This is a genomic window from Blautia sp. An249, from assembly GCF_002159835.1.
Classification (GTDB): Bacteria; Bacillota; Clostridia; order Lachnospirales; family Lachnospiraceae; genus Blautia_A; species Blautia_A avistercoris.
Map to the genome: position 1 here is coordinate 1 of NZ_NFJL01000010.1, position 14403 is coordinate 14403.

The 14403-nt window shown below is 47.8% G+C and carries 7 protein-coding genes; all 7 read left to right on the plus strand.

Annotated features, from left to right (window positions below; genetic code table 11):
* Positions 1-266 precede the first annotated feature (266 nt).
* The gene (locus B5F53_RS10355) at positions 267-8183 is read left to right on the plus strand and encodes a Cna B-type domain-containing protein (RefSeq protein WP_242970294.1); all 7917 of its coding nucleotides are present in this window, start codon (positions 267-269) and stop codon (positions 8181-8183) included.
* A 20-nt stretch (positions 8184-8203) separates the two neighbouring features.
* Positions 8204-9718: a SpaH/EbpB family LPXTG-anchored major pilin gene (locus B5F53_RS10360; protein ID WP_087223074.1), complete on the plus strand. Its 1515-nt coding sequence runs from the start codon at positions 8204-8206 to the stop codon at positions 9716-9718.
* 94 nt (positions 9719-9812) lie between these two features.
* Entirely contained in the window at positions 9813-10664 is an 852-nt protein-coding gene (locus B5F53_RS10365) for a class C sortase (RefSeq protein ID WP_087223076.1), read from the plus strand.
* Positions 10661-11401, plus strand: coding sequence for a pilin N-terminal domain-containing protein (locus tag B5F53_RS10370; protein ID WP_087223078.1), 741 nt, complete (start codon positions 10661-10663; stop codon positions 11399-11401). The genes B5F53_RS10365 and B5F53_RS10370 overlap by 4 nt, the downstream gene beginning before the upstream one ends.
* A 32-nt stretch (positions 11402-11433) precedes the next feature.
* Complete coding sequence (locus B5F53_RS10375; RefSeq protein WP_087223080.1) at positions 11434-12408, plus strand: transcriptional regulator; 975 nt, start codon at positions 11434-11436, stop codon at positions 12406-12408.
* A 100-nt stretch (positions 12409-12508) separates the two neighbouring features.
* Positions 12509-13051 (plus strand): LytR/AlgR family response regulator transcription factor, encoded by a 543-nt coding sequence (locus B5F53_RS10380; RefSeq protein WP_162610574.1) that lies wholly within the window; start codon positions 12509-12511, stop codon positions 13049-13051.
* A gap of 132 nt (positions 13052-13183) precedes the next feature.
* Positions 13184-14395, plus strand: coding sequence for an ATP-binding protein (locus B5F53_RS10385; protein ID WP_087223084.1), 1212 nt, complete (start codon positions 13184-13186; stop codon positions 14393-14395).
* Positions 14396-14403: the final 8 nt, after the last annotated feature.

The window sequence follows — 14403 nt, forward strand, 5'->3', positions numbered from 1 at the left end:
ACATAATATCAGTTATGTATTCAATAAAATCCGGGAAATTCTATTTATTTTTGAAATGAGAGACATTTTGAATCAAAATTGGCCTAAAAAACTCCAAAATGTAAAGAACGGCATATTGACATCCTTTATTAGAAGGGTGTAACATAATAGTTACATGAGATATTCAAGAAAAAGTGTGTTTTTCATCAATATTTACAACATAACTGATATTATGTGCTGTTTTCAAAGACAGCAGAAATATCCCTTATTGTTGCAGGAAATCAAGAATGGGAAGAAAAATGAAAAAGAAAAAGCGGACAAGATTAATAGCATGGATTTTAACTGCAGGACTTTTTATCCAGTCCATTCCTGTTTATGCAGAGAACCAGACTGGAGATACACTAGGAGCAGTGACAGAGAGCGCAGCAGAAGTTCTCACTGAAGAATCCGGGCTAAAAGACCAGCAGACAGAGCAGGAAGTGTTTGCAGGAGATCCTCAGGAAGATATAACAGAGGATAATTCATCTGTTGTATATGAAGACGGAAAGATTAAGATTTATAATCTGGACCAGCTCCGGGCCATTGGGACCGGGGCGGTACTGACAGATAAAGATCAGGAAAAAGGTTCCTTCGGAACCGGAGAGCCGGTTTTTGCTGACGGAGGTTCTGTGACATACAGCCTGGACGGGGAGTATCAGCTTATGGATGATATTCCCCTGGAAACAGAAAGTATGTGGACCCTTCCGGATGGATTCAGCGGCCGTTTCCTGGGAGAACCGGCGGATGCGTCTGCTCCTCTTTATGAGGAAGAAACGGACAGCATTTATATTTATCACAATTACCAGCTTCTGACTATCTGTTCTGAAAATGCAGAAGAAGAACCGGTTATGTCCCGGGATATGATCCCTTCGGAGTTTGGCATGGGGAACCTTCTGTATGCGGACAAAACGTCCCTGTCCGGACAGGAAGAAGGACAGGATTACCTGACTTACGGAAGCAGTCATCACTACATTCTGTCCCAGAATTTCACAGAACAGATGCCTGAAATGCAGGCGGCTCTTTTAATGGATGATACGGTCTGGCTGGAGGGAGAGGACGCCGGAGGGCGGAGCGTCCCGGGTCAGGTCTACACAGAGATTGACGGTGAGAAATATATCTTAATAGGAAATGAATCTCAGTTAAGGGCGGTGGGTTCAGGAAACCATGTGACCCCCCGTTTATATATCTATAATCCGCCCGGACTGATCAGCGGAATTTTCGGAGACCATCCTACCTATACCCCGTATTATCCGGGAGATGCGGACCTGGGACTGGAGGCCGTTCAGGAAGAAGGAGGAACCTCACATCTGGAGGGGTTTACATATGTATCGGATAAAGTAGACCAGAAAGAATATACCTATTATAAAAGCCACGGAAAGTACGAACTGGCGGATGTGGATTTAAACGACAATTCTATTTTAAATGGAATTCTGGATCTGGTAGGCGGACTTTTGGGTGTGGTTCTTGCAGGAAAGAGCGAAATCTGCGGTGTGGATGAGACGGGACGCCCCAATAAGGACGAGGCCGGTCTTACTCAGTTAAAGCAGGAATATAAGAATCTGATTTATTCTGCAGATGCCAATTATATTATTTTCCGTGACATTGACCTTTCCGCAGAAGGGGTGAACTCCAATGAAATGGATGATGAATGGACGCCGCTGCTTCTTTCGGGAAATATGGAAGGCCAAAAGAACATGGTGGATCATGCGCCGGTTACCATCAGCAACATTTATTACCACCTGGCAGAAGATGAGGAACTGGATCCCACAACCACCAGAGGAATCGGGTTCTTCGGATCCATTAGCAACCGTACCGACGAAACGGCCCTGGGCGCCAGCGCAGGAACTACGGTGGTGGAAGACATCCATCTGCAGACAGTGGATATTCAGATAGATTCCACAAAGGTAGCGGACGTGGATCCGTCGCTGGTAGAGGCGCTGCTGGGCGCTGTCGGAAGCATTCTGGGAGGTGTCCTCGGTATTGTAGAAGATCTGGTGGATACACTTCTGGGATGGGCGATTCCGGAACTGGGAAATTTGAAACTGGGAGAGATGCTTCAGGAGCTTCTGACTTTGCAGGGGCAAAAGAAGGACAATTTCGCAGCGGGAAGTTTTGCCGGCCGGGTCATCGGAGATGTGAAGATCCAGAACTGCACGGCAGAAAATGTCTCCATACGAAGTATATCAGGTATGACAGGTGGTTTCGTGGGATATACGGAAGGAACGGCTAAGTATGATCTGCTTTCTGATGTAGGAGACCTTACGGTGAAGCTTCTGGCTAACCTGCTGAACGTGGTGCCGGGTCTGGGACTGGGAGATTTGATTACCTTACTTCTGGATAAGGATATTCCACTGGGACAATTGATTCCCATCGGCTATTACAATCCGGTGATCAGCGGATGTCGCGTAACGCTGTCCGGCCAGACCACAGGAAATCCTGCCACCGAATATCACGGTGGATTTGTGGGAGTTCAGATAGCTACGAAGATAGAAAACTGTCAGGCGCAGAATGTTAGCCAGGTTCAGGCTTTAAAGGGAGCCGGAGGTTTTGCAGGAATCGCGAGAGATGCAGTGATTGACAGCCTGCTAAGTGAAGTGGGAGTGGATTTGTATACCTTTGATATTCAGTCTGGACAGACCAACTGCAGTGTCACGGGAACTGCTGTAGTGGTAACTGCAGGAGAAGAATATGCAGGCGGCTTCAACGGAGCCATGACAAACAGCATCAGCAAAGGCTGCAGCATCACCGGCCTGAAGAAGGTTTCTGCTGCAGAATATGCCGGAGGCTTTGCCGGCCGGGCGACCATCGGATATGGAACCACCGTGGCAGGAGAAAATGAGATTGAAGGGACTCTTCTTGGTTCGCTGACGCAGTTGATTGCAGAGGTGGCAGTTCCGGGAAGAGAGGAAGAGTTAAATACCCTTCTCTCTCTGTCAGGTATGACGCCGTCAGAAATCAGAGGCTGCAGCGTTTCCGGAGATCATTTTGAAACGTCAGCTACCGGCGATTATGCCGGCGGTCTGACCGGACAGGGAGACGGAGTCAGAATAACGGCCTGGGAAAACAGGAAAACGGAGATTAGCGGGCTTTCTCAGGTGACGGCAGAAAATTATGCCGGAGGAATTGCGGGAAGCGCAGTAACTGCAAATCCCATCGGTATTTTAAATACAGCAATCGGGATCGGCAGCTATCTGCCTTTTGAAGTGTCGGGAGTAAACCTGATCGGCGCCGATCTGAACGTCCATGCAGATAAGAAATATGCGTCCGGCGGTATGGGCCTGATTCTGGGAGGAACCATTCAGGAAGTAAGTCTGGAAGAAATCGCTTCCGTAAGCGCGGGTAATTATGCCGGAGGTCTGGCAGGAAGAGCAGGAAGCGGAAGCCTGGTAAAAGAAGGGGGACTGGATCTCCTGGGCCTTGGCGCAGTAAAAGTGGACAATCTGCTGAATTTAGCAGATGGCGTGCAGATAGGGATTTCTAATACCAGTGTGACAGGAATACAACAGGGTATGACGGTAGACGCAAGCGGAAAGGCAGAACTGACAGATGGGGAATCCATACTGGCAGGCGGCTTTATTTCCGAAGCAGAAGGCGTGCAGATAGAAAATGCAGAAATTTCCGGACTGAGACAGGTAACGGCTCAAAAGCAGGAAGGGAAAGAAAGTTATGCGGGCGGCTTTATCGGAAGGTCTCAGACCGGCGGTCTGGCAGGAATCGCCCAGGAAGGAGAAGACGGTTCTCTGACACTTCCGGGAATCCTGGATGTATCCTCCCTTCTGAATTTAGTGCCGTATCTGCTTCCTTCCTATAAGAATTGTCAGGCAGATTTCGTAACAAACGGAGAAAATCCTCAGGTCAAAGGCGTATATGCCGGAGGATTTTTTGGATATATGCAAAGCGGACAAGTGGAGAACAGCGAAAGCAAACCTTATGGAGTCAGCGGTCTTGAAAAGGTTTCCGGAGAGGCGTACGCCGGAGGTTTTGCCGGCAAAGCAGATGCCGGTTCCACGGCATCTTCCGACGGGCTGAAGCTGTTGGGCGGCATTCTGGATCTGAACATCGGCGCTCTTCTGAATGTCCTGGAAGTTTATGTGCCCACCCTTACCTGGGCGGGAGTAGAATCCGCCCCGAAAGGCTTTACCGTATCGGCTTCGGATCCGGACGGAAGCGCCGGAGGATATATGGGAAGGGGAAGCGGCGTACAGATAAAGAATTCCGATGTTACCTCTCTGAAACATACAAAGGTAACACCGCCCTCAGACAGTCTGGAATCGGATGAGGGCAGCAGCTATTTCGGAACAGATTCTTCCTATGCAGTTACAGGAGGAAACTATGCGGGAGGATATATCGGATGTGCCGACATTGGATCTGCAGCTAAGGCAGGCGGCGGTCTGGGACTGCTGGGAGACAGCATCCGTCTGGATGACGTGCTTTCAGCGTTAGATGTTACTGCAACCAAAATTGAGAATTCTCATGTCACCGGATGTGTGGGAGGCTACAGTGTACTTGCCGACGGAACCGATGCCGGCGGCAAAGTAATTGGAAAAGCCGGCGGCTACGCAGGAGAGAGTTCCGGTGCACAGATAAAAAACAGTGATGCAGTTAATTTTGCCTATATTATCGGACGGGAAGAAGCCGGGGGCTTTGCCGGACTTCTGGAACCGGGCGATGTGGCTTCCGTTCTGGAGGACGGTTCCATATTAAATGGGCTGATTGATGTAAATGACAGTCTGGCAAGTCTTGTACAGTCCTTTATTCCTATTGTAGAAGACTGTCAGGCCAGTTGTATTCCCTGCGGAGGCGCAGTTCGTGCAGATGGTCAGACAGATGATGACCGAATCCGGGGGATGGCCGGCGGCTACGTGGGATATAACCATGGTGGCAGAATTCTCGGACAGAACCGGGAATGCGCCGTAATCCGGCTGCGTTCCGTATACGGCGGAGAGTTTGCCGGAGGCTTTACCGGTCTGATGGAAAATGCAAGTCTGGCAGGCACAGGAAACATCAGCCTGCTGTTCGGGCTGGTAAAGGCAGATAACGTGCTGGGGCTTTTGCAGGCTGTATATCCTACCCAGACCAATACGACGGTATACGGACCTCTTCGTATGCTGGATCTGGATATCTGGAATGCCTGGGCACAGACCGTAGGGGCAGGAGGCGTCTACGGAAGCCAGTTCCCTTCCGAACCGGTAGATACAGAGGAAGAATTACAGGCTCTGATAGAAAAATATGCCTATGGATACAATGTGAAAGCAGGAAGAACGCAGCCGGCAGGAAGAGAATACCAGGCCGGAACTTCAGGCGGGTACGTGGGAAGAATGCAGGGCGGCGTTGTTACAGACGCCCATGCCCTGGATGTGAAGGATGTGACAGCATACGAAAGCGCCGGGGGCTTTGCCGGGGAGATGTTTACAGGCGGAGCGGCAGAGGTAGGAAATGTGGATCTGGCAGGACTGGATTTAACAGGATCGCTGGGAGCAGTACAGACCTTTGTTCCGGTGGTGCGAAACAGCAGTGTTTCGGGATACCAGTCCGGAATGTTTGTAAAAGCCTGGGGAAGACCTGAGGGAACTGACGGAAAAGTGGAAAAGACAGGCTATGCCGGAGGCTATGTAGGCCATATGATTGGCGGACAGATATGGGGAAACTATCAGCCTGAGACAGCAGGAGATACAACGGCCGCCGTCAGCAGATGCGAAACCAAAAATCTGCGGAGAGTAGACGGTACCAATGCGGTGGGCGGCTTTGCAGGACGGATTGATCCGGGAAGCGCAGCGGCGCTGGATACAGCCGGCAGCAGCGGCCTTCTGGGAGGTCTTCTGCAGAGTGTAATCGGAACCCCCGGAGACTTACTGTCTGTTTTAAATGCTACCTTATCCACCATACGGGCTGCAGATGTGAAGGCCTGGGATCCTTACGGAATCCTCATTAACGGCGTATATCAGGATGAAAACAGAAACACGGCCTATGCCAAAGCGGCCGGCGGTTTTGCGGGAGAAATTAACGGGGCAGTCATAGGAGAAGAGGGAAAGGGAACATCCGGCGTACAGGTGGAGAACCTCCGCAGTGTTACAGCAGGAGAACATGCCGGGGGCTTCTTCGGTCTGGCGGACGTATCCGCAGTTGCCCGGCTTTCAGAAGATGGAACAACTACGATACTGGGAGCCCTTCTGGAACTTGGATCCGTGGATGTGCTGGATGCCTTCCGGACGTATATCTATTCTTCCGGTGTGAAAGGGACAGAGAATTCCGGACTGGAAGTGACTGCCAGAAGAGCAAAGAAAACCGAGTTTGAAAATAAGCCCGTCTATACAGGAAATGCCGGAGGATTCGGCGGAACCCTGTTAAACGGAACAGTGCTGCAAAGCCGGGTGGAAAATCTGCGGACTGCAGAGGGAGTCAGCTATGTAGGCGGCTTCATCGGACACCTGGGGAAAAGCGGAACGGTAGATGTGGACAGTCTGGGGATTTTAGACAATCTTCTGGGTGTGGGTGCCGGAGTTCTGGATGTATTCGGCTCCCATGTAGAGGACTCTTATGTAAGCGGAATGCCGCAGGACGGATTTACGGTTACCAGCCGCAGCCTGGAAGAAGACAAGTCGGAAATTGCCGGAGGATTCGCCGGATATGCCGATCTTGCAAAACTGGACAACAACCAGGTAACCGGGTTGAAACAGGTGGCGAGCAATGAGACTGCCGGAGGCTTTGCAGGCAGAACCAGCTTTGCTTACCTGGCGGATATCGATGTGAATTCGCCCCTGGTTAATGGTCTGTTCGATGTGGTAGCAGAAGTTCTGAAACTTCTTCACCTGGGAGAACTGCAGCAGGGGGATCTGATCCACGTGGGACTGATTGTGGTGAAAGTGGATCTGCTTACGGATGGAAACCTGGTACAGCTGGATGTGCTGGGGCTGAAGGTAAAGATTTCTCTGGATAAGGACACAGGGGAAGATTATGAGCTGGTCACTGTGGAGATTGGTGACAGTAAGATTACCCTACAATGCGACGGAAATGGAAACATTCTGGATGAAGAAGAAGGAAAAAATGAAATAGGGATTTCCCTGATCAAAGCAAACCGTACCAGAATCAGCGGATGTACGGTAACCGGCGTGGAGCAGGGATATGACGTTTACGGCGGAGGCGCCTGGAATAACCGGAACGGCCAGGGAGACCTGGGCTATGCCGGAGGCTTTGTGGGTCTGAATGAGGAAGGCCTGCTGAAGAATAATCAGATGTACCTGGCCGATGTGGTGCGTGGTACAAAAGGAATCACCGGGCCTTTTACCGGCTCTTCTTCCCTGGAATCCAACTGGGATTTCAATACCCTTTCAGGGATTGAAGGGGAAGGAAACCAGTACCGGATTTACCGGGATTTGGATGAGACCTTCGGGGAGATTCAGAAGCCGGGAGGGCAGATTCTGCAGGATGAATTTACAGCAGACGGTGAAGCCGGGTGGAATATTTATACCCTTACCCATCTGACAGCCGGAAAGACAGAGAAATTTACGGATCTGGAAGACGCGGTAATGGCTGACGGGCAGGGTCAGACAAAAGAATTGAATGCTTATCTGGAAGAGGGGGCGATGGCAGTTCTGATGGACAATGCTCCCACCGAACCGGGTAAACCCGGAGACGAGGAAATGCCTCCGGATGCCCAGGATCCCTGTGAGGATACGGTGCAGCTCAGGATTCAGAAGGTGTGGAAAAATGACACCGACAAAGACAGACCGGAAGAAATCGTACTGCACATAACCAGAAGCTACCAGGACAAAGCAGGAGAAACCGTGTGGGATGAAGACTTCTTACAGGAAATAACTCTGGAAAAAGCCGACTATCAGTCGGAACACACCTGGGAGAAAATTCTGTCCGGACAGCCCTATACGGCTTATTACACCGATGCGGGCGGGGAGAAATACAACTACACCTATTATGTAACGGAAGATTCTCTGCCCGGTTATAAGACTACGGTTTCCTATCAGGGAACGTACCACTATACCATGACGATTACAAATACCAGGTATGGACTTGACAGTCTCCTGCCCGGAGCAGGAGGAAGGGGAACCCGATGGATATATATGATAGGAGCTCTGCTTCTGTCTCTGGCTGCAGCGATGGAGTACAGGAAGAGGAAAGACCAGAGAAAGCAGAATTGCTATAAAGAATAAAAAATAAAGGAGAAGAGAAAATGAAAAGATTCAAAAAAGCAATGGCGCTGCTGTTATCTGCAGTTATGATGCTTGCCATGAGCGTAACTGCATTTGCAGCACCGGCAGCAGACGGCAGTCTGACTGTAAACGCAATGGCCGGAGGCAGCCTGACAGGACAGGATATTTACATCTTTAAGCTGTTTGATCTGGAAGAGACCGATCCTGCGGATTATCAGGTGAATTCCACATATGCAGAGGAATTAAAAGAAGTGTTAAACACCACAAGTACAGACAGTTATGAGCTGTATTCGGAAATTGCTGCACTGGGCGAAGGAACAAATGTACAGAACTTTGCCAATGATTTTACGAAAAAGATTATTACAGGAACCGCAATCACAGGAACAGAAAATACAGATTATAAAGTTGGTACAGCCACTGCCGCAGGATCCTATACGTTTGAAAATGCAGAAGCAGGATATTATCTGGTTTGGCTTGGAGGATCTGAGACCATTCAGTCTTCCCTGGTAACTGTAAACGGAGACACAACTGTCTCCCTGAAATCTGACACGCCGGCGCCGGATAAGGAAGCAGACAAAGCGGATGTACAGATCGGTGATGTTTTTACCTATACCGTAACCATGAAGGTTCCGGATATGAGTCTTTATAATCCGGATACCTATGTATTTACATTAAAGGATACCTTAAGCGCAGGTCTTGATTTCGTCAGTGATCTACAGGGAACTGCAGTTACCGATAACAAGATACAGGTAACGGTTTCTGTAGGCAGTGAAGCAGGTTCTCCGGTGGAGGCGTCCATTAACGGAAGAGAGATGACACTGGAGTTAGCGGACACTGTAAAAGCAAATCAGGATAAGATCGGACAGGACATTACCGTTACTTATTATGCAAAAGTAAATGAAGACGCAGTTATGGATAATACAAGCAACAGCGCGAAACTGGAATACAGCAACAAGCCTGGAACAGAGGAGACCGGAGAATCCATCCCGGATATAGTAAAAACTCCCACCTTCGCACTGAATGTACATAAGTTTGAACAGGGAAAAACGGATGAATTTCTGGCAGGCGCATCCTTCCAGCTTCATAAAGATACTGCCGGAGGCACTGTGATTAAAATGGCAGCAGAAAGCTCCAACGGCCAGTATGTGGTAGCAGAAGATCAGAACGCAGCAGATTCGACAGATACAGTTATAACTGCAGGAGAAATTGCCGGCGGCGGCTATAACCTTCAGATCAACGGCCTGGCAGCGGGTACTTATTATCTTGTGGAGACAGGCGCTCCGGAAGGATTTAACACGGCAGCTCCGGTAAAAATCGAAATTACAAATACTACGGAAGGGGAAACACCTTCTTACAGCATCACGGTGAATGATACCGAGGATGAGGATTTAGTTGTTGACGTTGTCAATAACCGGGGAACTATTTTACCGGGCACCGGCGGTATGGGTACGGTGATCTTTACCATTGCCGGAATCGTACTGCTTCTGGGCGTGGGCGCAAGCTTCGTTATCAGCAGAAGACGTAAATCCGCATAAAGCGGGAATAAAAAAGTGAAAGTTCCTCCGGGAGCCGGAAACCTTCCGGTTCCCGGGAGGATTTCCATAAAAATATAACACCAGGGAGAAAGCAATGAAGAAAACAAGGATCCTGTTTGATATTATCCGCATTTTTGTCTTTCTGGTTGCTCTCTCCGTGTTGTTATATCCAACGGTAAGCAACTATCTCTATGAGAAAAACAGCTCCAGGGCAATCAGCCTTTACGATGAGGCGGCGGCAAAGCTGTCCCGGGAGAGGCGGCAGGCTCTTCTGGAAGAAGCCAGGGCATACAATGCCCGTCTGGTAGGAAATACCTCCGTTGAAGGAGATACGTTTGAAACCAGTAAAGAAGAAACATCAGCAGAATACAGCCAACTGTTAAATATGGACAGCAGCGGCATGATGGGATCTGTCATAATCCCTGAAATTGATGAAGAACTTCCTATCTACCATACGACCTCAGAAGCTGTCCTGCAAAAAGGAGTGGGACATTTCCCATCTTCTTCTCTTCCGGTAGGCGGGGATTCCACTCATGCCGTCCTGACCGGACACCGGGGGCTGCCTTCGAAGAAGCTTTTTACAGATCTGGATAAGATAGTGGAAGGCGACGTGTTTTATATCCGTATTCTGGAGGAAACCTTAGCCTATCAGGTGGATCAGATTCTGACGGTACTGCCGCAGGAGACCCAGGCTTTGCAGATTGAAGAGGGAAAGGACTATGTAACCCTGGTGACCTGCACCCCTTATGCGGTAAATACCCACCGGCTGCTGATCCGTGGTCACAGAATTCCGTATGAGGACGCAGAGAAAATTGATCCCCCTCAGATTGATACAGGGCTCAAAATACCATATGAAATTCAGGTTCTGCTGACAGGACTGGGGGTTCTTGTACTGATTATCATTATCTGGAAAATTTCCGGGAAAGTGAGGAAAAAGAAGAAATGAAAGTAATCATAGGAAAATTGGGGTGGACGGGAATGCTGCTTACAGTTGTTCTGTTCCTGTCGGCTGTCTCTGTGGCGGCAGACAGTCCAGTCGGTTCCATCACTGTCTTTTACCATGGGGTAACGCCTCAGGAAGAAAGTATTGCGTTAAGCGGGGCAGAGTTTTCTCTGTATCCTGTCGGCAGTTACGAAGAAGGGAAATGGAATCTAAAGGACGAATTTGCCTCCTGTGGGGTGTCCCTGACAGACAGCAGCGCCTCTGGAAGATATGAAGCGGCTCAGAAGCTGTACGCCTTTGTACAGAAGCAGCAGACAGAAGGGGTGCAGCAAACCACGAACGCCAGTGGCTATGCGGTATTTGAAGGATTAGAGGAGGGTCTTTATCTCCTTGCACCCACAGGGGATGTGACCTTAAGGGAAGGAGTCTTCCGATCCGATCCGTTTCTAGCCCAGATTCCGGAAACAGGCGAAGATGGGACACTATCGTATGACATTACTGTGGAACCGAAAAATGAATGGGCAGCAGACAAAGAGGAGGAAGAGAACCCGGCAGGGGGATTCTCTTCGGCAGGAGTGAAAACTCCGGATACTTCTTCTTCCTCTAAAGGAAGCGTTAAAACGGGAGACAACACTCCGGTTGGGTTCCTGGCAGGAATCCTGACAGTCAGTACAGCCCTGATATTCTCTGTGCTGATCCTCAGTTACAGAAAAAGCAGAATCGGTCAGAAGAAACTCTGAAATCTCAACAGAAAGGAAAGGAGCGGACACGTATGCCGATGCATCAGAATTTAACAGGCAGAACCTTTGGGAAACTGAAAGTTCTAAAACGGCTGGATGAGAAACAGGATCGGTACTATGTCTGGCTGTGCCAGTGCGAGTGTGGAAATATCATTAAGGTAAACACCCGGCGGCTGACCCGGGGAACGGTAACCGACTGCGGATGTACAGAAAAAAAGACAGCCAGAAACGGCTCGATTGCCGAAGATTTAACCGGCAGACGTTTCGGGAAACTGGTGGCCCTAAGCCGGGCCCAAAACCAGAACGGCAGAACCTGTTGGCTGTGCCGGTGCGACTGCGGCAGAGAGAAGATCGTGGCGGCCCATGAATTAAAAGCAGGAAAGACCAAAAGCTGCGGCTGTGCCCGGATGCAGCGGGGGAAAGGCGTCAGGAACATATATGGGAAGAAATTCGGCAGACTGACTCCTATGTATCCCACAGAGAAAAGAGATCGTAAAGGGGGTGTTTACTGGCACTGCCGGTGCGACTGCGGAAGGGAAACCGATGTGACAGAGGACGGTCTGGTATGGGGAAACTACCGAAGCTGCGGATGTCTGAAGCAGGAAATCCAGGAACAGCTTCCGGAACGTCTCCATCATGTGGACGGAACCTGTATAGAAATTCTGGAAAAAAGAAAATACAGGAAAGATAATACCAGTGGATTCCGGGGAGTCTATCTGACCAAAAACGGAAAGTATAAGACCTGTATCGGCCTGAAACAGACCCGGTACTGGCTTGGCACTTATGAAACCTTTGAAGAAGCGGTGCGGGTACGAATGGAAGCGGAGAAACTGCTTCACGGAGGATTCTTAAAGGCTTATTACCAATGGAAAGAACAGGCAGAGAAAAATCCCCGGTGGGAAAAAGAGAATCCCTTTTCCTTCCAGGTGGAAAAAGTCAACGGTGCATTAGCAATTGTCCGGGATACCGGAAAGGAAAAAGAACAAAAAGGAGGGGACGGTCTGTGAAACATAGGAAACGAATTCCGGCATTTACCCGGGAGTTCTCGCTGGAAAATATTTGAAAATAATGGGATATAGTGGTAATAGAAATTTTTCAGGAGATAAAATGAGAGGAATATTACTATATGACCTGGATCTGCCGGATAGTGAAAGCTGGGTCAGACAGATTCAGGATGCATTAAAAAATACAAAAGATATTTCCTCTTTTGAGGAACTGCAGCAAGTCATAAAGGATAAGAAACGTACAGGACTGTCAGCGTTTCGGATTCCCCGCATATTATCGGAAGAGGAGACAGAGGATAAGGAAAGTATTGTGGTTTCCTGGAAAGGAAATATACAGAAAATTTTATGTCATAAGATTACTTACGTAGAGAGCAATAAACGTACTGTGAAGATTGTCACCAAAGAAAAAGAATATGTAATTTATATGAAGATGGATTATCTGGAAATGAAGCTGCCGGATTACTTCCTGAGAACTCACCAGAGTTATCTTATTAACATGGAATTTGTCCGAAGGTTTTCGACAGAGGGAGTGATACTTTCCGGAGAAAAACTGGAGATACCCATCAGCCGTTCCAGGTATAAAGAGACGAAAAAGAAATTTGAAGAGTATTATAAGATTGAGGGTGTCCCAAAAGTCATAAAATGACTTGAAGGGATACCCTTCTTTTGTATGGACTTTAGTTTATGGTCAGTATCAAAGTTTTTCTGGTTATAACCGTAATAAATATTTATATTTTGGGATTTTTGGAGTATACTATTAAGAATGGAGGTGATACCAATGATTTATAGACCGTTATATGTAGATAAAATTATGGCGTATGTGGATACGCCATTTGTAAAAATTCTTACCGGTGTTCGACGCTGTGGCAAGTCTACCATACTTAAGATGATTATGGAAAAACTTCAAAAGGAAAAAAACGTTCCTGCTGATCGGATTGTCAGTTACCGCTTTGACTCAATGGAATATGAGGATATGACAGCGAAACAGATGTTCTCAGAATTAAAGGGAAGAATAGGGCAGAGCGGCAAGACCTATTTTTTTCTTGATGAAGTACAGGAAGTTTCAGGCTGGGAGAAAGTAGTAAATTCTCTGTCCTCGGATTATGATACAGACATCTATGTAACAGGTTCTAACTCTCGTATGATGTCATCTGAAATCTCTACGTATCTGACAGGAAGATATATTTCTTTTCGTATTTACACGCTTTCTTTTGAGGAATATCTCACATTTAAGTCGCAATACGATACGGTTGGCGACGTAAAAAAAGAATTTGCAGATTATGTCAGACTTGGTGGTTTCCCTGTGACTCATCTGAAGAAATATACCCAGGAGGAAGTTTATACGATCGTCCGGGATATTTATAATTCTACAGTGTTTTCAGATATTGTAAGACGCAGTCAAATACGCAAGATCGATCAGCTTGAGCGAATCGTAAAATATACCTTCAGCAATGTAGGAAATACTTTCTCTGCGAAATCCATATCGGATTATCTCAAAGCGGAACAAAGAAAGCTTGATAATGAAACAGTTTACAGTTATCTTGAAAAACTGGAAAAGGCATATTTGCTTCACCGCTGTTCCCGTTATGATTTACAGGGAAAGGAGATTCTTAAAACTCAGGAAAAGTTTTATCTTGCCGATGTGGCGTTAAGATATAGCGTCCTTGGATATTCAGAGGAAACCGTGGCATCAGGCCTTGAGAATATTGTTTATTTAGAGTTGTGCCGCAGGGGATATACGGTTTATATCGGTAAATTCGGTGACAGCGAAATAGATTTTGTAGCTGAAAGACAGAACGAGAAACTGTATGTGCAGGTAACACAGGAAATACGAACAGAAAAAACTGAAAGAAGAGAATATGAAAGACTTTTACAAATCAAAGATAATTATCCGAAATACGTTTTGAGAACAGATTTATTTGCCGATGGAAATTATGAAGGCATTAAAACCATGCACATAGCAGATTTTCTGCTGAGTAAAAGTTTTTGATATGAGAT

Bases quoted from the DNA above. Each gene is read 5' to 3' on its own strand.
- B5F53_RS10355 (WP_242970294.1), top strand. From the start codon at position 267: ATGGGAAGAAAAATGAAAAAGAAAAAGCGGACAAGATTAATAGCATGG.
- B5F53_RS10360 (WP_087223074.1), top strand. From the start codon at position 8,204: ATGAAAAGATTCAAAAAAGCAATGGCGCTGCTGTTATCTGCAGTTATG.
- B5F53_RS10365 (WP_087223076.1), top strand. From the start codon at position 9,813: ATGAAGAAAACAAGGATCCTGTTTGATATTATCCGCATTTTTGTCTTT.
- B5F53_RS10370 (WP_087223078.1), top strand. From the start codon at position 10,661: ATGAAAGTAATCATAGGAAAATTGGGGTGGACGGGAATGCTGCTTACA.
- B5F53_RS10375 (WP_087223080.1), top strand. From the start codon at position 11,434: ATGCCGATGCATCAGAATTTAACAGGCAGAACCTTTGGGAAACTGAAA.
- B5F53_RS10380 (WP_162610574.1), top strand. From the start codon at position 12,509: ATGAGAGGAATATTACTATATGACCTGGATCTGCCGGATAGTGAAAGC.
- B5F53_RS10385 (WP_087223084.1), top strand. From the start codon at position 13,184: ATGATTTATAGACCGTTATATGTAGATAAAATTATGGCGTATGTGGAT.